The 24,924-nt window shown below is 69.8% G+C and carries 17 protein-coding genes; 9 read left to right on the top strand and 8 right to left on the bottom strand.

All coding sequences use genetic code 11. The features are described from left to right. The first annotated feature begins 110 nt into the window (after positions 1–110). The 7 genes from KUM49_RS31015 to KUM49_RS30985 all read left to right on the top strand — a co-directional run bounded on the left by KUM49_RS31015 (position 111) and on the right by KUM49_RS30985 (position 13,127). A complete protein-coding gene (locus tag KUM49_RS31015; RefSeq protein ID WP_217240284.1) occupies positions 111–6,998 on the top strand; it encodes a polymorphic toxin-type HINT domain-containing protein in 6,888 nt (2,295 codons plus the stop codon). Between the two features lie 26 nt (positions 6,999–7,024). Next, positions 7,025–7,528, top strand: coding sequence for an SUKH-4 family immunity protein (locus KUM49_RS31010; protein ID WP_308406819.1), 504 nt, complete (start codon positions 7,025–7,027; stop codon positions 7,526–7,528). A 380-nt stretch (positions 7,529–7,908) separates the two neighbouring features. Continuing rightward, on the top strand, positions 7,909–8,790 hold the full coding sequence (locus KUM49_RS31005; protein ID WP_308406818.1) for a polymorphic toxin-type HINT domain-containing protein: 882 nt from the start codon (positions 7,909–7,911) through the stop codon (positions 8,788–8,790). After that, positions 8,790–9,209, top strand: a complete 420-nt coding sequence (locus KUM49_RS31000; protein WP_217240282.1) for a hypothetical protein — start codon at positions 8,790–8,792, stop codon at positions 9,207–9,209. The genes KUM49_RS31005 and KUM49_RS31000 overlap by 1 nt, the downstream gene beginning before the upstream one ends. Before the next feature lie 123 nt (positions 9,210–9,332). Next, the gene (locus tag KUM49_RS30995; RefSeq protein ID WP_217240281.1) at positions 9,333–9,668 is read left to right on the top strand and encodes a hypothetical protein; all 336 of its coding nucleotides are present in this window, start codon (positions 9,333–9,335) and stop codon (positions 9,666–9,668) included. Between the two features lie 225 nt (positions 9,669–9,893). Beyond that, positions 9,894–12,122: a glycosyltransferase family 39 protein gene (locus KUM49_RS30990; RefSeq protein ID WP_217240280.1), complete on the top strand. Its 2,229-nt coding sequence runs from the start codon at positions 9,894–9,896 to the stop codon at positions 12,120–12,122. Between the two features lie 192 nt (positions 12,123–12,314). Next, a complete protein-coding gene (locus KUM49_RS30985; protein ID WP_217240279.1) occupies positions 12,315–13,127 on the top strand; it encodes an endonuclease I family protein in 813 nt (270 codons plus the stop codon). Positions 13,128–13,158: 31 nt separating this feature from the next. Here KUM49_RS30985 and KUM49_RS30980 read toward each other — a convergent pair whose 3' ends face one another. The 3 genes from KUM49_RS30980 to speB are packed head-to-tail and all read right to left on the bottom strand — an operon-like array spanning position 13,159 to position 16,853. Next, positions 13,159–14,148 carry a phosphotransferase enzyme family protein gene (locus tag KUM49_RS30980; RefSeq protein WP_217240278.1) on the bottom strand — a complete coding sequence of 330 codons (990 nt, stop codon included), beginning with the start codon at positions 14,146–14,148 and terminating at the stop codon, positions 13,159–13,161. A 45-nt stretch (positions 14,149–14,193) separates the two neighbouring features. Continuing rightward, positions 14,194–15,888 (bottom strand): thiamine pyrophosphate-binding protein, encoded by a 1,695-nt coding sequence (locus KUM49_RS30975; protein ID WP_217240277.1) that lies wholly within the window; start codon positions 15,886–15,888, stop codon positions 14,194–14,196. Continuing rightward, positions 15,885–16,853 (bottom strand): agmatinase, encoded by a 969-nt coding sequence (speB, locus tag KUM49_RS30970; RefSeq protein ID WP_217240276.1) that lies wholly within the window; start codon positions 16,851–16,853, stop codon positions 15,885–15,887. The genes KUM49_RS30975 and speB overlap by 4 nt, the downstream gene beginning before the upstream one ends. Positions 16,854–17,054: 201 nt before the next feature. Between speB and KUM49_RS30965 the strand changes: the two genes are divergently transcribed. Both KUM49_RS30965 and KUM49_RS30960 read left to right on the top strand, forming a co-directional pair. After that, positions 17,055–18,524, top strand: a complete 1,470-nt coding sequence (locus KUM49_RS30965) for a PucR family transcriptional regulator (RefSeq protein ID WP_217240275.1) — start codon at positions 17,055–17,057, stop codon at positions 18,522–18,524. Positions 18,525–18,609: 85 nt separating this feature from the next. Further along, positions 18,610–19,398 carry a phosphatase gene (locus KUM49_RS30960; RefSeq protein ID WP_217240274.1) on the top strand — a complete coding sequence of 263 codons (789 nt, stop codon included), beginning with the start codon at positions 18,610–18,612 and terminating at the stop codon, positions 19,396–19,398. Positions 19,399–19,402: 4 nt separating this feature from the next. Here the strand turns inward: KUM49_RS30960 and KUM49_RS30955 are convergent, their stop codons facing one another. The 5 genes from KUM49_RS30955 to KUM49_RS30935 all read right to left on the bottom strand — a co-directional run bounded on the left by KUM49_RS30955 (position 19,403) and on the right by KUM49_RS30935 (position 24,889). Next, positions 19,403–20,272, bottom strand: coding sequence for an acyl-CoA thioesterase II (locus tag KUM49_RS30955; protein ID WP_217240273.1), 870 nt, complete (start codon positions 20,270–20,272; stop codon positions 19,403–19,405). 35 nt (positions 20,273–20,307) lie between these two features. Continuing rightward, a complete protein-coding gene (locus KUM49_RS30950) occupies positions 20,308–21,465 on the bottom strand; it encodes an acyl-CoA dehydrogenase family protein (RefSeq protein WP_217240272.1) in 1,158 nt (385 codons plus the stop codon). A 179-nt stretch (positions 21,466–21,644) separates the two neighbouring features. Continuing rightward, positions 21,645–22,502, bottom strand: a complete 858-nt coding sequence (hisG, locus tag KUM49_RS30945) for an ATP phosphoribosyltransferase (RefSeq protein ID WP_217240271.1) — start codon at positions 22,500–22,502, stop codon at positions 21,645–21,647. Positions 22,503–22,535: 33 nt separating this feature from the next. Next, positions 22,536–23,885, bottom strand: a complete 1,350-nt coding sequence (locus KUM49_RS30940; RefSeq protein ID WP_217240270.1) for a hypothetical protein — start codon at positions 23,883–23,885, stop codon at positions 22,536–22,538. Continuing rightward, entirely contained in the window at positions 23,882–24,889 is a 1,008-nt protein-coding gene (locus tag KUM49_RS30935) for a RimK family alpha-L-glutamate ligase (protein WP_217240269.1), read from the bottom strand. Before KUM49_RS30935 ends, KUM49_RS30940 begins: the two co-directional genes overlap by 4 nt. Positions 24,890–24,924: the final 35 nt, after the last annotated feature.

Below are 24,924 nucleotides of genomic sequence, written 5' to 3'. Positions count from 1 at the left end.
CGTTCAACGGTCACACAGAGTGAGGGGGAGGTCCTTTAGTGGACCATTTCATAAGACAGTTACGCTATCTCGGCCACTGGCACAGATCCGTTTCCGTGTTAGTGGGGCTCATGCTGTTCGTCGGACTGATACCCGACGACGCGAGCGCCGCCTCCGGGAGTACTCGGATCTCCGATGTGAAGCGCGATCCGTCCGTTCCCGGACGGGAGTTCAGCAAGAAGCGCCCGAAGGTTCGCGACGACGTGGCGGGCGACTTCAGGCCGGCGGCCGGCAAGGTCGCGACCGGTACGTTCACGACGCTGGTGACCGACAGCCGTGACAAGTTGCCGCAGCGCGCGTCGCTCATCACCGACGCGGCCCCGGGCTCGACCGCCCTGCGGACCAGCATGGTGAAAGCCCGACAGACATCCACCGCGGCATCCACCGCCAAGAAGGGCGTCCGCACCCGCGGCCTGACCCCGAAACAGGCGGCCGCCGACGTCGGCACCGCCGTTCAGGTCGAGGTCCAGGACACGGCCGCCGCCCGCAAGGCGGGCGTACAGGGAGTGCTGTTCACCGCGGCACCCGCGGCCGAGAGCACGGCTCCCGCCGCATCCGGCTCCGTCGAACTGGAGTTGGACTACAAGACCTTCAAGGACACCTACGGCGGCGACTGGGGCTCCCGGCTCCGGCTCCACCGGCTTCCCGCCTGTGCGCTGACCACGCCCGAGCTGGAGCGCTGCCGCACCCGTACCGCACTGCCCGGCGCGAACGACCCGGCCGCGAAGACGGTGACCGCCAGCGTCGACCTCGCCGCCGCGAGTGCCGGACCCACGGTGCTCGCCGCGACCGCCGACGCCTCAGGGCCCGGCGGCAGCCACGAGGCCACCTCACTGTCGCCCTCCGGTTCATGGATGGCGGGCTCGTCCTCCGGCGGGTTCTCCTGGGCGTACCCGATCGAGGCTCCCGAGGTCCCCGGCGGCCCGCAGCCCGAGGTCGAACTGTCCTACTCCTCGCAGGCCGTGGACGGCCGTACCGCCTCCACCAGCGCGCAGTCCTCGTGGATCGCCGAGGGCTGGGACTACGAGCCGGGCTTCATCGAGCGGCGCTACCGCTCCTGCTCGGACGACAAGGCGGCCATCAAGGACGACGCCGGCAAGGAGCTGAAGCCGAACAACACCGGCGACAGCGGAGACCTGTGCTGGGGCTCGGACCACGTGGTGATGTCGCTGGGCGGCAACACCACCGAACTCGTCAAGAAGGACGGCACCGACGAGTGGCGTCCCGCCGACGACGACGGCTCCCGCCTGCAGCGCAAGAGCGGCGCCGCCAACGGCTCGAAGGACGGTGAGTACTGGGTCCTGACCACCACCGACGGCACCCAGTACCACTTCGGCCTGAACAAGCTGCCGGGCGCCCCGGACGGCACGGTCACCAACTCGGCCCTCACGGTGCCGGTGTTCGGCAACCACCCGGACGAGCCGTGCCACGCCACCGCGTTCATGGACTCAGACTGCAAGCAGGTCTACCGCTGGAACCTGGACTACGTCGTCGACCCGCTGGGTGACGCCATGACCCTGTGGTGGACCAAGTGGGCCAACTTCTACGGCCAGAACATGAAGGCCGACCAGCAGGCGTCCTACGACCGCAACGCGCAGCTCTCGCGCATCGACTACGGCCTGCGTTCCGACAAGCTGTTCGGCGTCCAGCCGGCCGGCCGGGTCGCGTTCACGCTGGCCGAACGGTGCATCGCCGACGCCGCGTTCGACTGCGCGGAGTCCAAGCGGACCACCGCCAACGCCAAGCGCTGGCCGGACACCCCGCTGGACCAGGAGTGCGCGTCGGGGGCCAAGTGCACCGACAAGTACTCGCCGACGTTCTGGTCGACCAAGCGTCTGACGAAGATCAGCACCAGTGTGCTGTCCGGCACCGCGCTGAAGCCTGTCGACTCCTGGACTCTGGAGCAGACATACCCGCCCACCGGTGACGGCACCTCCCCGGCCCTGTGGCTGGAGTCGATCACCCGTACCGGCCACGGTGCCGGCGCCACCGCGGAGATGCCGAAGGTCACCTTCGCCGGCCTCCAGATGGACAACCGCGTCGACAAGGTGGAGGGCCTGCCGCCCTTCTCCCGCTACCGGATCCACGCCATCGACACCGAGACCGGCGGCCGTATCGGCGTGACCTACTCGCCGCGTGACTGCCAGGCCCTGGAGCCGAAGCGGATGCCGGCGTCCCCCGAGACCAACACCATGCGCTGCTTCCCGCAGTACTGGACGCCCAAGGGTGCCCTCGCACCGGTGAAGGACTGGTTCCACAAGTACGTCGCCACCGAGGTCCGCGAACAGGACCTGGTCATCACCGACAGCGTCGTCAAGGTGACCAGCTACCAGTTCCTCGACGGCGCCGGATGGGCCTACGACGACAGCGAGTTCACCGAGAACAAGCACCGCACCTGGTCGCAGTACCGCGGCTACCAGCGCGTCCGCACCCGGCAGGGCGCCGGCGACGACGTCAAGCAGCTCACCGAGCACCGCTACTTCCGCGGCCTGCACGGCGACAAGATGCCCTCCGGCACCCGTAGCTCGTCCGTCGCCACCAGCGACGGCACGAACCACGACGACCTGCCCCAGTACCAGGGGCAACTCCTTGAGCAGATCACCTACGAGTCCGACGGCGGAGCCATCGACTCCGCGACCGTCACCACCCCCTGGGCGGTGAAGACGGCCACCCGGACCCGTGCCGGAACCACGCCGCTGGAGGCGTGGATGACCCGCCCCGAGACCGTCCGCACCCGCGAGCGAGTCAAGGGCGACACCTGGCGCACCTCCACCGAGACCACCAAGTACGACAGCTACGGCCTGCCGTACCAGGTCGAGGAGAAGACACCCGGCGGCAAGGTCCGCTGCTCCACGGTCGGCTACGCCCGCAACACCACGGCGTACCTGATCGAGTCGGAGTCCCGCGAGAAGACGACGCTCGGCGCCTGCGGCACCACCGGCGGCGAGGTAGTCGAGGACACCCGCACGCTCTACGACAACCTGGCCTTCGGCGCGGCCCCCACCAAGGGGCTGCCCACCGAGGTGCAGGAGCTGAACGGCACCGGCGACGGCTACGTCACCATCGACAAGACCGCGTACGACATCCACGGCCGCGAGACCGCGACCTGGGACGCGGAGAACCGCAAGACGTGGATGGAGTACACGCCGGTCACCGTCGCGCGGCCGACCAAGCAGGTCTCGCACGACCCGCTCGGCCACACGGAGACCACGGTGTTCGACGACGTCCGCGGCCTGCCGCTGACCGAGGAGGACGCCAACGGCAAGAAGGCCACGATGGAGTACGACCCGCTGGGCCGGCTCCTGAAGGTCTGGGAGATCGACCGCGATCCGGCGACCCAGACGCCCACGGCCACGTACGACTACACCGTCCGCCGCGACGGTCCGACCATCGTCACCTCGCGCACCCTGAAGGACAACGGCCAGTACGCCGTGTCGTACGAGATCCTCGACGGCCTGCTGCGCGAGCGGCAGACGCAGGACGAGGCGGTCGGCGCGGGCCGGATCGTCAACGACACCTTCTACGACAGCGCCGGGCGGGTGTGGAAGGAGAACGACGGCTACTACAACGTCGCCGAGCCCGAGGCGAAGCTTCTCCTGGTCGGGGACAACGACGTCCCGTCCCAGAACCGCATCACCTTCGACGGCATGGGCCAGCCCACCGCGGAGATCACGTACTACCGCGGCACGGAGAAGCTCCGCACGACGACCGAGCGTGACGGGGACGTCTCCACGACGATCCCGCCCAAGGGCGACACGGTCACGGCGACCTTCGAGGACGCCGAGGGCCGCCCGGAGCGGCTCCGCGAGTACACCAACGCGGAGCGCACCAAGTGGCGGGACACCGTCTACGAGTACGACGACCTCGACAACCTCCGCAAGGTGACCGCCCCCGGCGGCGCCGTCACCTCCTTCGAGTACGACAAGCGGGGCCGCCAGACGGCCTCGACCGACCCCGACGGCGGCCGTACCGAGATGCGGTACGACAGCTCCGACAACGTGGTGGAGACCATCGACCCACTGGGCCGGTCCCTGTTCACCACGTACGACGTCGGCGGACGCCTGACCACCCTGCGCGAGGGGAGCGAGACCGGCCCCAAGCGCCTGGAGTGGACCTACGACTCCCTCTACAAGGGTCTGCCGACCGCGCAGATCCGCTACGAGGGCGGCCGTGAGTACCGGGAGGAGGTCACCGACTACGACAACGCCTACCGGGTGAAGAAGTCCCAGACGGTGATCCCCGCCGAGGAGACCGGCGTGGCCGGCACGTACGAGTACGAGTACTCCTACACGCCGACCGGCAACCTCGCCTGGGTCTCCGTGCCAGGTGTGGGCGGTCTGGTCACCGAGCGGGTCGTCTTCCGCTACAACACGGACGACCTGCCGATCGCCATCGGCGGCGCGTCCACGTACCTCGCGGACGTCGAGTACTCGGCGTTCGGCGAGATCCTGCGCACCGACGCGGGACCGGCCGGCAAAAAGGTGTATGGCACCTACGTCTACGACGAGTTCACCCGTCGCCTGCAGACGGCCACCTTCGACCGCTCGGTCGCCCCAGGCCGCATCAGCGAGACGCGGTACGGGTACGACGAGGCCGGCAACGTCACCAAGATCACCGACGTGCCCGGCAGCGCGGCGCCCGGAGCGGGCGGGACGGACACGCAGTGCTTCGTCTACGACCAGCTGCGACAGATGTCCTCGGCCTGGACGGCGAAGACGGATGACTGCACGGCGGCCCCGTCCAAGGACACCGTCGGCGGCCCGGACGCCTACTGGAACTCGTACGCGTACGACACGGCGGGCAACCGTAAGACCCTCGTCGAGCACGACCCGGCGGGCGACACCGCCAAGGACGTCACCCGCTCCTACCTGTACGGAAAGGAGGGCGTGGGCGGCCCGAACGCGCTGGCCGAGATCAAGTCGGTCGGCCCGCAGGGTGAACGCCTCAACACCTTCGCCTACGACAAGGCCGGCAACACCACCGGACGCCAGCACGGCGGCACCAACCAGACCCTCGAGTACGACATCGAGGGCCAGCTCCGCAAGGTGACCCAGCCCGTCGAGGGCGGCGGCACGAAGACCACGTCGTACCTCTACGGCGCGGACGGCGCACGCCTGATCCGCACCGGCGCGGACGGCAGTCGCACGCTCTACCTCGCCGACGCGGAACTGACCGTCAACGCGGCCAACACCAGCGCGAAGGCGGAACGCTTCTACCCTCTGCCGGACGGTTCCACGATGGTCCGCGCGACCGGCGGGGTCCGTCAGATGATGCTCGCCGACCACCACGGCACGTCCCACACGGTCGTGGACATGGTGGACCCGGCGATGCGCGTCACGCGGCGCAAGTCGATGCCGTTCGGTGAGGCGCGGGGCCAACAGCCCTCCACCTGGCCCGGAGAGCGCGGCTTCGTCGGCGGGACGGTCGACCAGGACACGGGTCTGACCCGCCTGGGCGCCCGTGACTACGACCCGGTGACGGGACGGTTCATCCAGGTCGACCCGATGGTCGACTACGGCCAGCCGGCCACGATGAACCCCTACGCCTACAGCAACAACGCACCGGCCACCTTCTCCGACCCGTCGGGCGAGTTCTTCCCGATCCTGATCGGGATCGCGGCCCGCATCGCCATCCAGGCGGCGATCCGCGCGGCGGCCCGCCGGGCGGCGATCATCGCGGCCCGCAAGGCGGCCCAGGCGGCGGCCCGTCGTGCCGCGGCACTGGCCCGCAAGCGGGCCCTCGAGGCCGCGAAGCGCGCGGCGGCGAAGGCCCGCCGAGAGGCGGCCCGCAAGGCCGCTGCGGCCAAACGAGCGGCCGCCAAGCGGGCGGCGGCACGAGCGGCGGCCAAGCGCGCGGCGGCGCGTAGGGCGGCAGCCCAGGCCCGTGCCCGTGCGGCGCGAGCGGCGGCCAGGAAGGCGGCGGCCAAGCGTGCGGCGGCCCGCAAGGCAGCGGCCCGTCCCAAGCCGCGCGCCAAGCCGCGTTCCCAGCCGAAGCCCCGTCCGAAACCGTCGCAGGTGAAGCGGGCGGTGAAGAAGGTCGCGAAGGAGGTCAAGGAGACCGTCAAGGAAGAGGTCCAGTCAGCGGCCTGCGAGTCCAACAGCTTCAAGCCCGGCACCCGGGTGCTGATGGCCGACGGCTCGACCAAGCCGATCGAGAAGGTCAAGGCCGGCGACAAGGTCCTCGCCACCGACCCGAGGACGGGGAAGACCTCCGTCCAGACGGCCACGGCGACCATCATCGGCAAGGGCAGCAAGGACCTCGTCCGGATCACACTGAAGATCCACGACGGCTCCTCCGCCAAGGCCGAGACCACGACCGTCACCGCCACGGCCGGCCACCCCTTCTGGGTGCCGTCCCTGCGGGAATGGGTCGACGCGGGCAAGCTCGAGCCCGGCCAGTGGGTCCAGATGTCGTCGGGCACCTGGATCCAGATCAGCGCGGTCAAGGCGTGGACGGCGAAGGCGACGGTCCACAACCTGACCGTCACCGACGCGCACACGTACTACGTACTCGCCGGTGAGGCGCCGGTTCTCGTCCACAACTGTGGTGCGACACAAGTTCCTTACGGTGGTGACAACCTCAGCCAGGTCGCCATCCAAGCTCGCAAGGACAACGGGTGGACTACCGGCGGGAGAAACGTCGCAGTAGTGGCCTACGAGGATGCCAACGGAGCCACAAGGCACATCGTGAGGCGTAGCTCCGGGCGTCATTCGGAACGTTTGGCCGTGGAAGCCTGGGCTTCGCTGGGGCTTGACTCCAGCAGTCTGAAGGGAATTTACACCGAGCTGGAGCCGTGCGGTTCCGACTACCAGAACTGTTCAGCCTGGCTTGGGAGGAACACCCCTGGAGGGGTGCCGGTAACATATAGCTACAAGTATGGCCCTGATCGGAAAGGCAGAAGAGACGGCATGAACGCACTCAGGCGCGGTCTGACTGCTATCCGGCAAGGGCGGTTGTAGGTTCTCGGTGCTCCTGGAGGTACGGTGTGAGTGCAATTCGATGGCTTCCCTTCGAGCAAGTGGCTTTGCGGTCTGCGGGGTTGAGGAGTGCCGACGCAGAACTGCTGGCCGAACGCGGTTTGCCGAATGACTCGAATCGGATGTTCGTGCGCAATGCGCGCCGCGAACTGCACCTCCAGGAGTTCCCCAGGGTGGGGCCTGCGGTGTTCCTCGGTGACTTCGAAGACGGAGTCAACAGTTACTGGCTCTCGGTGGCTGATGGGTCGGTCTGGATCAAGAAGGGGTATGAGGGTACGGAGGGCGATTTCACAAGGGTGAATTCATCGCTGTACACCTTTCAGCGGATGCTGGAGATCTGGGAAGGATTCATCTTCTCTGGTGTTCAAGAGGAGGATGACTCCTATGACGCCTTGGTGGAGCAGGTTGTTACCGAGGCCGGCGATGCAGACCCTGAGGTCTTCGAGGATGAGGATTCCTGGTGGTCTCGGGTATTTGAGGAAATCGAGCTCGGGTCTCTTGCTCCGGAATGATGAACCATCCGCCGTCGAGAGACGGCGGCGGTCCAGAGGAACGGGTGGGGCAGAACGCCCATTGCCTCATTACGCCACATGTACCAGGTCCACGACCCAACCATGTGACCGAGATAAACATTGCTTCTCTGAGACCTTGAGGTGGGTCCCTGAAGGACCAACTACGGGGGATCCCTTCTCCTCAGCGACCATGTGCATCATTGAATGAACCATGACGCGTTGGGACGCTGAGCGCAGCGACTGACCAAATAGCGGCGGGACGAAAGATCTCCGCCCGTACGTGAGCGAAGCTCCCGGTCAACAGCCAGTTGGCCGGGAGCTTCGGGTTCTTCAGTGGTGATGGCGTAGCCCTGACGTGTCCGGCCTCAATACCGGTGGCCGTGACGACGCGGAATCGACGGGTCGTGTTGTACGAGGTCGTCTTCCACTCTTCCAGCGACCTCGGCAGGCGCCGCTGGGACTTTTCCCGATACAGCGTGGAGTTCTCGTCGGCAACCGCGCCCGACAGGTCGCTCAGCGTGGGCACCTGGTGCTGCGGGCTGGAGACGGCCACGGCGACCATCGTGGGCAAGGGCAGCAAGGACCTGGTGCGGATCACGCTGACGATCCTTGACGGCCCGTCGGACAGCCGGTCCAAGACCACCACGACGGTCACCGCGACGGCCGGCCACCCCTGCTGGGTGCCGTCCCTGCGGGAATGGGTCGACGCCGGTGAACTGAAGCCGGGCCAGTGGCTCCAGACGTCCTCGGGCACCTGGATCCAGATCAGCGCGGTCGAGGCGCGGACGGCGAAGAAGGCGACGGTCCACAACCTGACCGTCACGGACGTCCACACGTACTACGTGCCGGCGGGGGCGACACCGGTTCTCGCCCACAACTGTGGTGACGCGGGCTACGCGGACGTCTTCTTCGACGACCGGAAAGGCCACGCCTCCATCGCCGTGACGCACGGCGGCAGGACGTTGCACACCGAGGCAGGCTCGCGTGAGGGCGAGGACTCCATCGGCCGAGTACGGACTGCCCAGCATGCCCCCGGAACCATCGTGATCCGGGTTCCGTTGGCGAACGCCAGGAATGCGCGCCTGGCACAGGAAGCCACGGAGGACCATAACTTCGGCCCGCACGACAACCAGCGGAGGAACTGCGTCACGTACTGCGCGATGATCCTCAGAGCCGGGGGGGTAAGTATTCCGGATGAGAGTTCGGACAACATCGCAGGCAGGTTGCTGAACTCGAGTTACCCACAGAGGAGGCTCCGCTAGTGGCATCGGACGGCTGGGAATGGATCAAGGACCAGCCTCGCAGCTGGGAGGCGCCCGAGCTCCTGAGTACACCGACCGCGTCGCCAGACCTCAACCTCGGGGTTCAGGTGATCGGCAGCAACATCGTCGGCAACGACGTGGTACTGGTCGCAGCGGAGTACATGGCCGCTCATGCACGGCTGGAGCTGTGGATGGGCCGCCATGAGCCGCCGTTGACCTTGCGGCGGAAGTTCGAGATCGGCCACGCCGGGTCCGAGGCCCTGCGCCTCGCCTACGAGGCATGGGTCGAGTTCGAGACGGCCTACCATGCCTCGGGCCGCAAGGTGGATCAAGTGCGGGACGAGCGAGAGAGGCTGAAGGCGGCTCTGCGCGAGGCCACCGAGACTCTCGTGCGTGCTCGCAGCGACGAAGTCGACTGATCCGCTCCAGCCTGTCCCGTTTCATGCACCCGGGGGCCCACCAGCAGCATCTGGTGGGCCCCCGGGCGTAGGCGCCTCGACAGGCGCGTTCTGTATTCGGTGGGGAGGAGCTCAAGATCATGGATGGCGCAACAGGCCGTGGCGCCCGATGGAGCACGCGCGGCGGTCGAGTCCAGTTCGAGGGATGGCTATGAGATCGTTCTCCGTCCAAGGGCGTCAGTTCATGGTCCGATCATCCTGAGCGACCACAATGACTACGAGTCGATGGAAGTCGTCGAGATGATCGACGGCCAGCGGGAAGAGCTCCTGTTGGAGTTCCGCTTCGACGACAGTTCGGCCCGGCTGAGCTACGTCCGTCCGGAGATCGACATTCCTCTGCTCAGGGCTTCCCTGGACGTGTTCCGGGAGGAGTTCCTGGAGCCGAGGAAAGCGAGTGGCTTGCCATGTCCGCCCTGGTGACAGGGTGTGACGCGGGGCTCTGCCGGCCCTCGCGGGACATGTGAGACGACAGCTCCCCCGGAGATCACTCCGGGGGAGCTGTCCGTTGCGTGCCCCCTCCACAACCTCCCGGGACAGAACACCTGGTGCACCAAGCCGCACACTCTTACCGGTATCTCATCCATCCACAGCCTCCCCCCAGGCAAGGCACAGTCCGCACCCATCCGGCGCAGGCATCGTGCCCGGGTGACATCAGCCACCGATCCCCACCCCCACCCGACCGTGACCCCCGAACAGCCGCCGCCGGCCCCGCCCGCGGCGCCGCCGGACAAGGCACCCCGCTGGTCGCTCCCCGCGCTGATCGCGATCATGATCCTGGCGGCGGTGCTCTACGCCTGGAACCTGTCCGGCTCGGGCCTGAACAGCTTCTACAGCGCGGCCGTGCTGAGCGGCACGCAGAGCTGGAAGGCCTGGTTCTTCGGCTCGTTGGACGCCGGGAACTTCATCACCGTCGACAAGCCGCCCTTCGCGCTGATGGTCATGGGCCTGTCGTGCCGGATCCTCGGGTACGGCACCTGGCAGATGATGGCGCCGGTGATCGCGGCCGCGCTCGGCACGATCTGGATCCTGCACGCCTCCGTGAGGCGGGTGTTCGGGCACGCGGCGGCGGCCGTCGCAGCGCTGGTGCTCGCCCTCACGCCGATCACGGTCGCCATCAACCGGGACAACAACCCCGACACGCTGCTCGTGCTGCTGATGGTGGGCGGTGCGGCGCTGGCGCTGCGGGCCGTCCGCAATGACAGGCTCCTGCCGCTGATCGGCACCGCGGTGTGCTTCGGGCTCGCCTTCAACACCAAGATGCTGCAGGGCTACATCGCCCTGCCGGCCGTCTTCGCCGTGTACGTGTACGCGTCGAGGCTCGGCTGGAGGAAGAAGATCGTGAACTTGGTTCTGGCGGCCGTGGCGCTCGCCGTGTCCAGCTTGTGGTGGGCGGCCGCCGTGTCCCTGGTGCCCGCGTCCGAACGGCCGTACATCGGCGGCTCGACGGACGGCAGCGCCTGGAACCTGATCATGGGCTACAACGGCCTGGGCCGGATCTTCGGCGGCGAGGGCAACGGCGGGGGCGGCGGCGGAGGGGGCGGCTTCTCCGGTACGGCCGGACTCGGACGCCTCTTCAACGACACCCTCGGCGGCCAGATCTCCTGGCTGATCCCCTTCGCGGCGATCGCCTGCGCCGGCGGTCTGGTGCTGTGTGGCCGAGCGCCGCGTACGGATGTGACACGGGCCGCGCTGGTGCTCTGGGGCGGCTGGACCACGCTGCACTACCTGACGTTCGCCATGGCCGAGGGCACCATGCACCCGTACTACACGACCGCGCTCGCTCCGGGCATCGCGGCGCTGTGCGGGGGCGGCGGCGTCCTGCTGCTGCGCGCCTTCCGCGCCGACCGGCGCTGGGCGTGGGTGCTGCCGGCGGCGCTGGCGGTCACGGCGCTCTGGTCCGTCGTACTGCTGCGCCGGGCCTCCGGCTGGAACACCTGGCTGTGGCCGACGATCGCGGTGGTCATGGCGCTGGCGATCGCGGGTCTGCTCGTCTTCCGCTTCCGCTCCGGCAACCGGGTACGGCTGCTGGCGGCCTCGGTGGTCGCGGCCATCGTCGCCGCGGTGGCGGGCCCTGCGGCGTACGCCTGGTCGGTGCCGTCCGGTTCGGGCGGCGGAGGCGGAATGGGCGGCGGTACCAACCCGACCGCTGGGCCTTCTACGGGCAGCGGCTTCGGCGGCGCGGGCGGCGGCCGGGGCGGCTTCGGCGGCGGTGAGATGCCGGACGGTGGTACGCAGCAGGGCGGTCAGGCGGGCAGCCAGGCAGGCAGTCAGCCGCCGAGCCAGGACGGCGGCGGCCAGATGACGCCCGGCGGCGGCAACGGTGAACTGCCCGGCGGCCAGAGCGACGGCCAGAGCGGCCAAGCTCCCGGCGGTACCGGTGCGACGGGCGGTACGCCACCCGGAGGCACCGGCGGCACCGGCCGCGGCGGCGACATGGGTGGCGCGAGCAGCGAGCTCGTTTCGTACCTGGAGAAGCACCAGGACGGCGCCAAGTGGCTGCTGGCGGTGTCGAGTTCCCAGAGTGCCGCGCAGCTGATCGTGAGCAGCGGCGAACCCGTCATCTCCATGTGGGGCTGGTCCGGCAGCGACAAGGCGATGACCCTCGCCAGGCTCAAGGAACTGGTGAAGAAGGGCGAGCTGCACTACATCCAGCTCGGTGGCGGCGGGATGGGCGGCGGCGGCACGGGTGGTGACTCCGGAGTCACCTCCGAAGTCACGGAGTGGGTGCAGAAGAACGGGACGGCGGTGAAGGAGAGCGAGTACAGCTCCTCCGCCACCGACTCCAGCTCCAGCTCCGACTCCAACTCGGACACGTCCTCGTCCACCCAGAGCCAGTCGACTGTCTACCGGCTGGACGCGTCGGACGTCGGCTGATCCGGCCCCCCGCCCCAACGGCCCCTGACCCTACGATCGGGGGCCGTTTTGGTATGTCAACTCGCGTAGACAAGAGGCAAATTGTCGGTTCCAGTCACCTGATGGACATGTTCGATTCATGGACACGCTCGCATGTCCATGTCACGATCCCGATTGCCTGCTCAATCAACCCGCGTAGAACGGACACCCCCGATGCCCGTGACCCCCATACGCACGCGCCGCCGCTGGAAGCCCCTGGCGCTCGCCGTCTCCACCGTCCTGGTCGGCCTCACCGCCCCCGCGCTGACCGCGACCCCGGCCGCCGCCACGACGACCGCGTACGACACGACGTACTACAAGAACGCGGTCGGCAAGACGGGGACGAGTCTCAAGTCCTCGCTGCACACGATCATCACCCCCCAGACGAAGCTCTCGTACTCGGCCGTCTGGGAAGCGCTGAAGGTCACCGACCAGGACCCGAACAACACCGCCAACGTCAAGCTGCTCTACTCCGGGATCTCCCGCAGCAAGACCCTGAACGGCGGCAACACCGGCAACTGGAACCGTGAGCACGTGTGGGCGCAGTCCCACGGCGACTTCGGCACCTCGGCCGGTCCCGGCACCGACCTGCACCATCTGCGTCCCGAGGACGTGCAGGTCAACAGCATCCGTGGCAACAAGGACTTCGACAACGGCGGCAGCAGCTTCACCAACTCCGGTGGCAGCCTCACCGACTCGAACTCCTTCGAGCCCCGCGCCGCCGTCAAGGGCGACGTGGCCCGCATGATCCTCTACATGGCCGTCCGCTACGAAGGCGACGACAGCTGGCCCGACCTGGAGCCCAACGACGCCGTGACCAACGGCAGCGTCCCCCTCCACGGCCGCCTCTCGGTCCTCAAGGCCTGGAACGAGGCGGACCCGCCGGACGCCTTCGAGGAGCGCCGCAACCAGGTCATCTACGACACGTACCAGAAGAACCGCAACCCGTTCATCGACCACCCGGAGTGGGTCGAGGCGATCTGGTAGCAGCAGGGCGGCAGGGGCCCGGCCGACGAGATCAGGCCGGGCCCTCCACCGCTTCCACCAGACGGGACACGGCGGCCAGGTCCGGCAGTTTCCGCAGCGAGGCGACGACCTGACCGCCCGCGAACTCGCGCTGTTCGGCGGTCACGGTCGGATCGACCGCGCACTCGGCCTGTACGCGGACGTAGTTCAGGTCCGTCGCGAACAGCATCGAGAACGAGTCCAGGCCCTTGAGGACCCCGGGGCCTCCGGCATCCCGATATGCCCGCACCAACCGCCGTGCGGATGCGGCGTGGAAGTCGTTCCCGCCCGCCCACACGTACACGGCACGGGCGAGTTCGCGTTCCGCCGATATGACCCCGGCGTTGTCCCAGTCGAGGAGAACCGGCCCGGCCGCGCCGACCAGCACGTTCTGGGGCCGCATGTCGAGATGGGACGTCACCAGGTCTCCCGGGTCGGACGGCGTGACGTACCGCGCCAACTCCGTTGCCGACGTGGCGATGAACCGGCCCAGCGCGTCCGCCCACGGCACGCCGGCCCGCCGGGTCTCCTCGTGCAGCTTCTCCCAGTCGGCCTCCTGAGGGCACTGCTCGTACCAGGCACTCGGCGCCCCGATGGCGGCGCTCTCTCCCGCCCGGTGGAGCAGGGCCAGGGTCCGGCCGCACCAGCTCAGCATCTCCGGCTTGGAGGCGTCCGCGTCCGTGCCCTCGATCCAGTCGTACAGCTTCACGTACGACCCGCCCAGCGGGGGCGTGAGCCGGGAGACGTACGCACCGTCTCTGTTCGGCATGAGCCGTGGCGAGGAGATGCCCAGCTGCTCCGAGGCGTTGCGCAGTGCCGCCTCCCGGTCGACCTGACCCTCGTCACAGCCGAAGAGGAGCTCCTTCACCGCCCACGAGGAACTGCTCCCGTTCCCCGTCAACTTCCAGATCTGGCCCAGCGCGCCGCGGGTGACCGGTGTCGTCGTCCATGGCCCGGCGCCGAGCCCGTAGGTGTCGGCGATGAAGTCGGCTGCGCTCTGCATGAGGGCCTCTCTCCGGCTGCGTGGTCGGGCCCTCAGCGTTTCACCTCAGCCGAGGTGCGTCGGCGCGAACATCCGTAGTACCGCGGGGAGTACGACCACCGCCGGGCCGGGTGACATCAGCGCCTTCGTCAAGTCGTCCGACAGGGTTTCCGGGGTCGTACGCACCCCCGGCACCCCGAACGACTCGGCCAGCGCCGCATAGTCCGGGCGGGTCAGGTCCGTCGCCGTCGCCTCGCCGAAGGCGTCGGTCATGTACTCGCGCAGGATGCCGTAGCCGCCGTCGTCGACGATCAGCCAGGTGACGTTCAGGTCGTACTGGCGGGCGGTGGCCAGTTCGGCGATCGAGTAGAGGGCACCGCCGTCGCCGGAGACCGCGAGTACCGGGCGGGTGGGGTCGGCGGCCGCCGCGCCGAGCGCCGCGGGGAAGGCGTAGCCGAGGCCGCCGGCGCCCTGGGCAGAGTGCATGGTGTTCGGGGACTTCGCGTCGAAGGCCGACCAGGCCCAGTAGGAGAGGATCGTCATGTCCCAGAAGGACGGGGATGCGGCGGGCAGTGCCTTGCGGACGGAGGCCAACACGCCCTGTTCCAGGGTGAGTTCCTGGGAGTCGATGCGGGTGCGCACTCGCGAGAGCAGGTCACGGACCCGCTCGTGGACGGTTCCGTCCTGCCTCGGCTCGACCGTGTCCACCGTCTCCAGCAGAGCCTGCAGCGCCAGTCGCGCGTCCGCGTGGATGCCGAGGGCCGGATGGTTGGACTCCAGTTTGCCGAGGTCCGCCTCGATCTGGATGACCCGGCCTCGTGGCTTGAACGTGTGGTAGTTGGAGGAGAGTTCGCCCAGGCCCGAGCCGACGACGAGGAGGACGTCCGCGTCCTCCAGGAAGTCCGTGGTGTGGCGGTCCTCCAGCCAGGACTGCAGGGACAGCGGGTGCTGCCAGGGGAACGCGCCCTTGCCTCCGAAGGTGGTCACGACCGGGGCCTGGAGCTTCTCCGCCAGCTGCTTCAGCTTGCCCGACGCGTCCGCCCGTACGACTCCCCCGCCCGCGATGATCGCCGGCCTCTCCGCACGCGACAGCAAGTCGGCTGCCACCGCCGTCAGTTCGGGGCGCGGGGGCAGTTCCTCGGGGAAGGCGTCGCCGCCGGTCACCACGGGGATGGCCGTCTCGGCCAGCAGGACGTCCTGCGGGATCTCCACCCACACCGGGCCGTGCGGGGCCGTCAGCGCCGACTTCCACGCCTCCGCGATCGCGGACGGAATCTGGGACTGGGCGCGGGCCGTGTGAACCGACTTCACGACGCCCCGGAAGGAGGCCGACTGGTCCGGCAGTTCGTGCAGATAGCCGTGACGGCCGCCGCCCAGCCCCGCCGTCGGGATCTGGCTGCTGATCGCCAGAACGGGGGCGGAGGCGGCCGCCGCCTCCTGCAGGGCGGCGAGCGAGGTCAGCGCGCCCGGTCCCGTCGACAGCAGCAGTGGGGCCGCCTCGCCGGTGATCCGGCCGTACGCGTCCGCCGCGAAGCCCGCGTTGTTCTCCACCCGCAGGCCGATGTACCGCAGGTCGGAGCGGCGCAGGGCGTCGAACATGCCGAGGGCGTGCTGACCGGGCAGGCCGAACACCGTCGTCGCGCCGAGCCCGGCCAGCGTCTCCACGACCAGGTCTCCGCCGTTGCGCCCGGGGGGCGGGTTCAGGGCGGCTGATGTCTGGGCGGCCGTCGGACGGAGCACCAGGTCGTGGTCGTGAGTCACTTCGCGCGGGCCTCTGCAATCTGGCGGGACATGATCGTGGTCAGTTCGTACGCCGTGTGGGATGCCGCCACCGACGTGATCTCCGCGTGATCGTACGCGGGGGCCACCTCGACGACGTCCGCCGAGACCAGGTTGCAGGACGCCAGGCCGCGCAGGATCTCCAGCAGCTCGCGGGAGGTCATGCCGCCCGCCTCGGGCGTACCCGTGCCGGGCGCGTGCGCCGGGTCGAGGCAGTCGATGTCGATGGAGATGTAGAGCGGGCGGTCGCCGATGCGCTGGCGGAGCTGGTCGGCGACCTCGTCGGCGCCGCGCCGGTAGACGTCCGCCGACGTGACGATGCCGAAGCCCATCTTCTCGTCGTCGGTCAGGTCCTGCTTGCCGTAGAGCGGGCCTCGGGTGCCGACGTGGGAGAGGGCCGAGGTGTCGAGGATGCCCTCCTCCACCGCCCGCCGGAACGGGGTCCCGTGGGTGTACTCCGCGCCGAAGTACGTGTCCCAGGTGTCGAGGTGGGCGTCGAAGTGCAGCAGCGCCACCGGGCCGTGCTTCCTCGCGACCGACCGCAGCAGCGGCAGCGCGATCGTGTGGTCGCCGCCCAGGGTCATGAGACGGGCGCCCGTGCCCAGCAGGTCGTCCGCCGCCGCCTCGATCGTCTCCACGGCCTCGTGGATGTCGAACGGGTTCACCGCGATGTCGCCGCCGTCCGCCACCTGCGCCAGCGCGAAGGGGGACGCGTCCTGCGCCGGGTTGTACGGCCGCAGCAGCCGGGACGCCTCGCGGATCGCGTTGCCGCCGAAGCGGGCGCCCGGCCGGTACGAGACGCCCGAGTCGAACGGCACCCCGACCACGGCGACGTCGGCGCGGCCGACCTCGTCGAGGCGGGGCAGCCGGGCGAAGGTCGCGGGACCGGCGTACCGCGGGATGCGGGACGAGTCGACGGGGCCGCGGGGCGTCTCGTTGCTGCTCATGAGGTACTGCCTTCTTTCCTCTGCGTCATCGCGCATGGAGCGTTTGCTGCGTTATGTACTACTTCTCGTACGACCCTACTGAGGAGCCGGAACCCCGCGGCCGTACCGCCGGTTCGTGGGTCGACCCTAGGTGGCCGGAAAGAGCCCCGGAAGTGTACGTTTCCTCCATTCGTGCCGCTTCGAATGGAGAGAACATCCACCATGCCGGAGCCCGCCGTCCCTCCCGTCCCACCGGTACCGCTCGCCTCGCTGCTGGCCCGCGAGGACCTGGCTCTGCGGCAGATCGCCGGGCCCGCCGGTGCGGACGTCGTCATCCACTGGGCGCACACCTCGGAGATGGCGGACCCGTACCCGTACCTGCTGGGCGGCGAGCTGCTGCTGACGGCCGGGGTGCACATCCCGGAGGCGGCCGGCTCGGGGCCGTACCTCGACGACTACGTCGCCCGGATCGTCGCGGCGGGTGGCGCGGCCCTCGGCTTCGGGCTGGCGCCCGTGCACGACACGGTGCCGCGGGCGCTGGTCGCGGCCTGCGAGGCGTACGAGCTGCCGCTGGTGGAGGTGCCGCCGCAGACCACCTTCTCCGGGGTGGCCCGCGCGGTCTGGCAGCTGATGGCCCAGGCCCGCCTGGCCGAACTCCGCCGCGTCACCGAGGCCCAGCAGAGCCTGGCCGCCGCGGCCTCCCGCCCCGACCCGGTCCCCTCCGTCCTACGGCAGCTCGCCCGGCGCGTGGGCGGCCGGGCGGTGCTGTACGGGCCGGAGGGGACGGAGATCGCGGCGGCGGAGAGAGCGGAGCGAGGGGGTGCGGCCCGGACGACGGAGGTGCGGGAGGCGCTGGCCGAGCTGGCCCGGAACCTCGCCGGGCGCGCCTCCGCCACCACGGCCACCGACACCGTCGCCGGCACCCGTCTCGCCGCCTACGCCCTCGGTGCCGGTCAGGGGTTCGTGCTCGGGGTGGCGGCGCCGCGGCGGGACGCCGGTGACCACACCATCGCCTCCGTCGCCGCCGTGCTGCTCGCGCTGCTCACCGGCGAGCAGCAGAGCGGTTCGGGGGCGGCCAGGTCCTCGGCGCTGGTACGGCTGTTGCTGGGTGCCGCGCCGGAGGCGGTCGCACCGCTGCTCGGCGGCGAGAGGTGGGTCGTCGTGCACGCGCGGCCGGACGGTCACGCTCCCGACGCCGTGGCGGCCTCCGCCCTGGGGGCGTCGCTCGGGTCCCCGCTGGTCGACCTGGCGCGGGACGTCGTACGGGTGCTGGTGCCGGCCGGTCGCGAACCGGCCGCGCAGCCCGGCTGGACGCTGGGCGTCAGCGCCGCCGTCGGACCCGGCGCGTGGGCTTCCGCCGACGCCCAGGCGGGCCGTGCCCTCGCCCGGGCCCGCGCCACCCGCACCCCGCTGGTCCGGCACGGCGCACGCCCGGCCCTCGCCGACCTGGTCCCCGAGGAGGAGGCCGAGGCGCACACCCGGGCACTGCTGGCGCCGCTCACGCCGGTGCTCGCCGAGACGCTGCGCGGCTGGCTGTCGCTGCACGGCAGCTGGGACCGTACGGCGGTGGCGCTGGGCGTGCACCGCAACACCGTGCGGCAGCGCATCGCCCGGTGTGCGGCGCTGCTGGCGGCGGACCTGGACGATCCGGACGTACGGATGGAGCTGTGGTTCGCGCTGCGGCGGCTCTGACCTCGCCGGGGAGGCACCACGTGACCCACGTCGCAGCGCGCGGGACGACGGGTGTTCGCACCCGGCTCTGCCTCACAATGGGGGCATGCCGATATCCGGGACACCCAGCCGCGACGAGCTCGTCGAGCACCTTGTGAAGACCCGTATCGCGGGCGACGTCGCCACGCCGCGCGAGAACAACCTCTCCCACTACCGCCAGCTCGCCAACGGCGTCCGCAACTTCTGGCTCGGCCTGGAGCTCGGCGACCGCTGGACGGACGAGCAGGACGTGCTCGCGGTGATGGCGGAGCGGGTGGGTGTCAACGACGACCCGGAGTACCGCTACGGCCAGGACACCATCGACCCCGAGCTGACGGTGGCCGGCCTGGAGCGGATGGCGGGCCGGCTGCGCAAGGCGGCCGGCGGGCAGCAGCGCGTCCTGTTCGCGACCGGCCACCCCGGCGGCCTGCTGGACGTGCACCGGGCCACGGCCGCCGCCCTGCGCACGGCGGGCTGCGAGATCGTGGTCATCCCGGACGGGCTGCAGACGGACGAGGGGTACGTCATGCAGTTCGCCGACGTGGCGGTCCTGGAGCACGGCGCCACCCTGTGGCACACGCACTCCGGCGAGCCGATGAAGGCCATCCTCACCGCCCTGGAGCGGGACGGCCGCCCGCTGCCCGACCTGGTCGTCGCCGACCACGGCTGGGCGGGCTACGCAGGGCAGCACGGCGTGGACTCCGTCGGGTACGCCGACTGCAACGACCCGGCGCTGTTCCTCGCCGAGTCGGAGGGCACGGTCCAGGTGTCGGTCCCGCTCGACGACCATGTGGTCAGCCCGCGCCACTACGACCCGATGACGGCGTACCTGCTGTCGGAGGCGGGACTGGCCTGAGCCCTCAGCGTCTGGGGGCGCGGACCACGCCTTCCTGGATGACCGAGAGGGCGAGCTGGCCGTCCTGCGTGTAGATGCGGGCCTGGCCGAGGCCGCGGCCGCCGTGGGCCGAGGGCGACTCCTGGTCGTAGAGGAGCCATTCGTCGGCGCGGAACGGGCGGTGGAACCACATCGCGTGGTCCAGGGAGGCCCCGACGACGTCGCCGACCGCCCAGCCGCCCCGGCCGTGCGCGAGCAGGACCGAGTCGAGCAGCGTCATGTCGGAGACGTAGGTGGCGAGGACGACGTGCAGGAGCGGGTCGTCGGCGAGTTTGCCGTTGGTGCGGAACCAGACCTGGGAGTGCGGCTCGCGCGGCTCGCCGAAGGCGCCGTACGGCGGCTCGTCGACGTAGCGCAGGTCGATCGCCTCGCGGGCCTCCAGGAACTTCTCCACGACCTCGGGGGCGAGGTGACCGTAGCCGCGCAGCCGCTCCTCGGAGGTGGGCAGCGTGACGGGGTCGACGGAGGGCGGCATGGGGGCCTGGTGGTCGAAGCCCTCCTCGTGCCGCTGGAAGGAGGCGGACAGCGCGAAGATCGGCTGTCCGTGCTGGACGGCGACGACGCGGCGCGCGGTGAAGGAGCGGCCGTCGTTCATGCGGTCGACCGTGTAGACGATCGGCGCGCCGGGGTCGCCGGGGCGCAGGAAGTACGCGTGGAGCGAGTGGGCGAGGCGGTCCTCGGGGACCGTCCGCCCGGCGGCGACGAGCGCCTGGGCCGCGACCTGCCCGCCGAAGACGCGCGGGACGACGGCGGACCGGGACCGGCCGCGGAAGATGTTCTCCTCGATCTGCTCGATGTCGAGCAGATCGAGGAGACTCTGCAGTGCCTGACTCATGCAGTCATTTCTACGGGTCAGTGTTTTCCGGAGCCTTACAGACCCATGTCCTTCGCGATGATCGACTTCATGATCTCGCTGGTGCCGCCGTAGATGCGGTTGACGCGGTTGTCCGCGTACAGGCGGGCGATCGGGTACTCGTTCATGAAGCCGTAGCCGCCGTGCAGCTGGAGGCAGCGGTCGATCACGCGGTGCGCGACCTCGGTGCAGAACAGCTTGGCGCTGGCGGCCTCGGCGGGGGTCAGCTCGCCGGCGTCCAGGGCCTCGAGCGCGCGGTCGGCGACGGCCTCGGCCGCGTCCACCTCGGCCTGGCAGGCGGCGAGTTCGAACTTGGTGTTCTGGAAGGAGGCGACGGTCTTGCCGAAGACGGTGCGGTCCTGCACGTACTCCTTGGCGAACCGGACGGCCGCCTTGGCCTGCGCGTAGGCGCCGAAGGCGATGCCCCAGCGCTCGGAGGCCAGGTTGTGGCCGAGGTAGTAGAAGCCCTTGTTCTCCTCGCCGAGAAGGTCCTCGACGGGCACCTTGACGTCGACGAAGGCCAGCTCGGCGGTGTCGGAGGTCTTCAGGCCGAGCTTGTCGAGCTTGCGGCCGATGGAGTAGCCCTCGGACTTCGTGTCCACGGCGAACAGGGAGATGCCGAAGCGGCGGTCGTCGGCGGTGGGCGCGGAGGTGCGGGCGCAGACGATCACGCGGTCGGCGTGGACGCCACCGGTGATGAAGGTCTTGGAGCCGTTGAGGACGTAGTGCGTGCCGTCCTCGCTCAGCTTGGCGGTGGTCTTCATGCCCGCGAGGTCGGAGCCGGTGCCCGGCTCGGTCATCGCGAGGGCCCACATCTCCTCGCCGGAGACGAACTTCGGCAGGAACCGCTTCTTCTGCTCGTCGGTGGCCAGCATCTTGATGTACGGCAGGCCGAGCAGCACGTGCACACCGGAGCCGCCGAACTGGACGCCGGCGCGGGCGGTCTCCTCGTACATGACGGCTTCGAACTTGTACGAGTCGATGCCTGCGCCGCCGTACTCCTCGTCGACGCGGATGCCGAAGACGCCGAGCTCGGCGAGCTTGTAGTAGAAGTCGCGCGGCGCCTGGCCGGCCGCGAACCACTCGTCGTAGACCGGGACGACCTCGGCCTCGATGAACGCCCGGAGGGTCTCCCGGAACGCCTCGTGATCCTCGTTGAACACCGTACGGCGCACCGCCGCCACCCTTCCTTGCGCCTAAACCGGCGCCGCTCTCGCGTACGTGGTTGCTCGCCGTCGGGGTTCCTCGACTGATGGTCGCGACCCCATGGCTAAGCGCTTGCTCATCCAAGGTACCGGCGAGTAGGGAGCCGCGTCCACGTAATGCTCGTCACGCCCGCCCGGCCGGAAACAACTCAGAGGCGGCAGGCGTGGATCGAGGCGGTCAGGATGGCCCGGGCGCCCGCCGCGTACAGGTCGTCCATGATCTGCTGGGCGCGGTCGGCGGGGACCATCGCGCGGACGGCGACGCGGCCCCTGGTGTGCAGCGGGGAGATGGTCGGGGACTCCAGGCCGGGCGTGAGGGCGATGGCCCGTTCCAGGTGCTCGGCCGGGCAGTGGTAGTCCATCATCACGTAGGAGCGGGCGACGAGAACCCCCTGGAGACGGCGCAGGAAGCGCCGGGCCGTGGTGGCGTCGTCGCCGGACGCGTCGGCACCCGCGCGGCGGACGACGATCGCCTCCGAGCTCATGATCGGCTCGCCGATGACCTCCAGGCCCACGTTGCGCAGACTCGCCCCGGTCTCCACCACGTCGGCGACGACCTGGGCGACGCCCAGCTCGATGGCGTTCTCCACGGCACCGTCGAGGTGCACGACCGAGGCGACGACACCGGCCTGCGCCAGGTGCTTGGCGACGACGCCCTCGTACGAGGTGGCGATCGTCATGCCGTCGAAGTCCTCGACGCCCCGCGCCGTGCCGGGCCGGGCGGCGAAGCGGAACGTGGAGCGGGCGAAGCCCAGCGACAGGATCTCCTCGGCGCCCGCGGCGGAGTCGACGAGCAGGTCACGGCCGGTGATGCCGAGGTCCAGGCGGCCGGCGGAGACGTACACGGCGATGTCGCGCGGGCGGAGGTAGAAGAACTCCACCTCGTTGACCGGGTCGACGAGGGCGAGCTGTTTGCTGTCCTCGCGCTGCCGGTACCCCGCCTCACGCAGCATCTCCATGGTGGGTCCGGACAACGAGCCCTTGTTGGGCACGGCTATGCGCAGCATGCGTCGGCTTCCTTCGCCTCGGATTCCCATACGTCAGGTGTCGGACGTGCTCTGGTCGCGGAGGGTCAGCACCGCCGCGACCTCGGCGCCGCTGGACGCGTTGATCGTCGACTGGGGCCGGGGTGTCGCCTGGCGCAGGAACACTCCGGCGAAGGTGCCGCCGAAGACCAGGGGTGCCAGGACGACTTCGCGCTCGGGGGTGGGCCGGGAGCCGGGCACCGAGACCACGGCCGGGTACTGGCGCGCCTGGAGGACGTACCGCTCGTCGGCGTCGGCCAGCCGGTCCCGCAGCAGGGCGCGCCACTCGTCGTCGCCCGTGCCGGAGCCGAACACCAGGTCCTTGCCGCCGTAGGCGGAGGCCGGCTTGCAGATCAGCGACTCCCGCTCGGCGACCGCCCGGTCGAGGCTCTCCGGACGCAGGCGGAACGTCACCGGCACGTACCGGCGGACCAGGGACCGCTCGTCCTCGCTCAGCAGGCCGTCGAACGCCTCGTCGTGGAGCAGCGCCAGGTTGCCCTTGTTGTCGTGGAGGGCGGCGGCGGGCGACCCGATGAAGTCCACCAGTCCGGCGGCGTCGAGTTCCATGAGCCTGCGGGTGAGCGCGGGCGGCACGAACTCCTTGGTCTCGTGCCAGGTGTACGCGGTGAAGACGGCGTCCACCGGCTCGCCCTCGAACCGAACGCCGGTGTCGGTGAGCTCCAGGTCGCCGATGAGCCCGCAGCTGATGTGGTGGCCGGCGGAGCGGATCATGTCGACGAAGAACCGGCGGCCGCCGTCCAGGTCGGCCGGGTCGGCGGTCGCCTCGAACACCCGCAACGGCCCCTCCCCGCGCGCCCGGGTCAGCCCCGCGAAGACCTCCAGCCAGATCGCCGCCGTGTCCGGGGCCTCCACGGCGAGCCCGCGCTCCGCCAGGAAGGCCGCGTACGCCGACTCCCGGGTGGCGGCGGTGTACGGGGCGAGCGTGCTGAGCCCGCCCAGCGAGGTGGCTACGTTCAGTTCGACCAGCTTCAGGCCGTCGTCGGTCAGCACCAGGTCCGGGCGCATGAAGGCGGTGGCGACGCGCCGCAGCCGCGGCTGCCGCAGCGCCTCGCCCATGAGGGCGGCGTCCTCGGCCGGAACCCCCAGGTAGTCGACCCACGCGTCGAGGTCCTCCCCGAAGACCCGCCGAGGGAAGGCGGAGATCAGCTCGGCGAGGCGCACACCGGCCGTCGCCGTCTCGGACGCGGCGTCGGCGGTGAACACCTGCGGCGGGTAGGCGGTTCCCCAGCCTGGCCGCCACAGCGCCTTCTCGAACCGCTCCCGGTCGGGGCCGGCCTCCTGCCCGGCCGCGAAGTCGTCCCACGCCGTCAGGGCCCGCGGGTCGGCCCAGGACCAGGCGCTCACGTCAGCTTCCCGGCGGTGCGCAGCGCCTCCAGCACGGTGTTGACCGCATCCGACGACTTGTCCTCACCGGTCGCGAGCTGGTGGTAGCTCAGGCCGCCCGGGTTCACCATGTTGACCTCGATGACATAGGGGTACGCCAGGTCGATGCCCGAGTAGAAGATGCCGAGGTCCATCAGCCGCTTGCCGAGGGCGCGGACGAACTCGTCCTCCTCCGCGGTCAGTTCCAGCTTCTCGAAGCGGGCGCCGAGGGTGGCGTTCGAGCGGTTGTCGTGCTCGGGGTGGAAGCGGAGGAAGCCGGAGACCGGTTCACCACCGGCGATGATCACGCGCTTCTCGTTGTCGCGGACGTTGGGGATGTACTCCTGGACGGCGGTGTGCCGCTTGGCCATGCCGATGATGTCGCGGCCGTACCGCCCGTAGCGCGACATCGCGTTGCCGGTGGCCGAGCCCAGCAGTGCCGAACGGTTGCGGTCGTACTTGTTGACGACGAACACGTCCGCGCCGCAGCCGTCGTTGGTCGGCTTGACCACCCAGGAACGGTCGGGGTCGGACTCGACCAGGTCGTTCAGGAAGTCGAAGTCGTTCGTCACGTACGACTTCGGCAGGTGCTCGCCCGGCACGATGGCGACCAGGTTGGTCTTGGTGTTCAGGTAGAACAGCGCGGACGCGTCGTTGACGAACGGCACCCGCTGGTTGAGCAGCCACAGCAGCTGGAAGGAGTCGTTGCCCGCCTCCGGGTGGGTGCCCGCGAGCACCCACACCAGGTCGAACTCCTCCGCGGAGGCGTAGGACTCGCTCAGCGACGGGAAGTCGCCGCCGGAGGTGAACTCGTCGGTCACCTTCATGCGGTCGCAGACGACGACGGCGTCGTGCACGCTCAGCGTGTCGATGTCACCGATGTGCACCTCGTGACCCTCGCGGTACAGGGCACTGGGAATGATCGAGTGGTTGTCGAGTTCGAACTTGGACGCCTCGGAGACGAGGACGAGGATCTTGTACGGCACCTCAGGACACCTGTTCTGGAGAAACGGGGCGGAAA

The organism is Streptomyces sp. AC555_RSS877, assembly GCF_019049245.1.
Taxonomy (GTDB): domain Bacteria; phylum Actinomycetota; class Actinomycetes; order Streptomycetales; family Streptomycetaceae; genus Streptomyces.
Note: the sequence above shows the minus strand (reverse complement) of the source record. Positions and strands in the feature narration are given on the sequence as shown.